This window comes from Herbiconiux daphne (assembly GCF_024979295.1).
GTDB lineage: Bacteria > Actinomycetota > Actinomycetes > Actinomycetales > Microbacteriaceae > Herbiconiux > Herbiconiux daphnes.
In genome coordinates, this window is the sequence record NZ_JANLCJ010000182.1 from 1 (window position 1) to 976 (window position 976).

The window sequence follows — 976 nt, forward strand, 5'->3', positions numbered from 1 at the left end:
CAATAATCAAGAGGATTTGAATGATGAACAAAGACAGCGCGAATCTGATAATCAGGATAATAGCGAAAATAGCGGAAATGATTCTGAATCGGAAAAACAAGTAGCCGATTTGCAAGCCGTTATTGACGACCCCGAAACCAGCGAGGCAGATAAACAGGCCGCGCAGGAATTGTTAAACGAAATTAAGAGTAAGGAATAACTATGGAAACGCTGGTCAACCTTAAAACGTGGTTGGCTGGCGGTAGTATTTTTACCGCCATTCAGACCGCCGAAAATTTCCCGTTCTTCGCTGATACCCCGCCAGCGGAATTAGACCAGATGTTAAGCCTAACCTATGGGCAACGTCTGGTAACTAGCGCATTTAATAACTTTGATATTAATGTAGCTGGTAAATTCATTACTAAATTATATGGTGAAAAATGGAATGCTCTTATTGAGTTCAATATTTCACCTCCAGATTTAGGGGCTAAATCCGTTACTAAAACTACTGGGAACCAAAATACAGTAGGCACTAAAAACGATGTTTCTAATTCTGAAAATAAAGTTTCCGCTTTTAATAGCGATACTTTAATCACTGATACAGGGGCGCATAATGCACTAGACGAAAATACCACTCAAGATATTACGCGGGATTCGTCAGTTTCGGTTATCGATTGGCAGACCGCATTTAATAACTTGTCATTGTCGGAAAGAACTAATATAATCAGTGTAGTTCTTAAAGATGTGGCAACGTATTTAACTGTTTCGGTTTACTGTTAAGCCGGATATAAGAGGAAATAAACATGAAGGTTACTCAGCTTTATACCCTGATTAATAACGTCACCAAAGAAATTTTGGGTGAAACCGCCGTTGTAAATGAAGATTTATCCAACGTTGTTGATATTGGTAAATCTATTTTCGACCAGACCAGCGTTGATAATTACGTCAAAAAGCTGGTAAACCATATCGGGAAAGTAATTTTCCAAGACCGCGTTTA

3 protein-coding genes are annotated in these 976 nt (G+C 38.8%); all 3 read left to right on the forward strand.

Annotated features, from left to right (window positions below; translation table 11 throughout):
• The coding region (locus N1032_RS23920; RefSeq protein ID WP_259542934.1) for a hypothetical protein at positions 1 to 199 on the forward strand (199 nt) is incomplete at its 5' end.
• Between the two features lie 2 nt (positions 200 to 201).
• Positions 202 to 759 (forward strand): hypothetical protein, encoded by a 558-nt coding sequence (locus N1032_RS23925; RefSeq protein WP_259542946.1) that lies wholly within the window; start codon positions 202 to 204, stop codon positions 757 to 759.
• Positions 760 to 782: 23 nt separating this feature from the next.
• Positions 783 to 976 (forward strand): phage major capsid protein (locus N1032_RS23930; protein ID WP_259542947.1); only part of this gene is annotated, 194 nt, incomplete at its 3' end.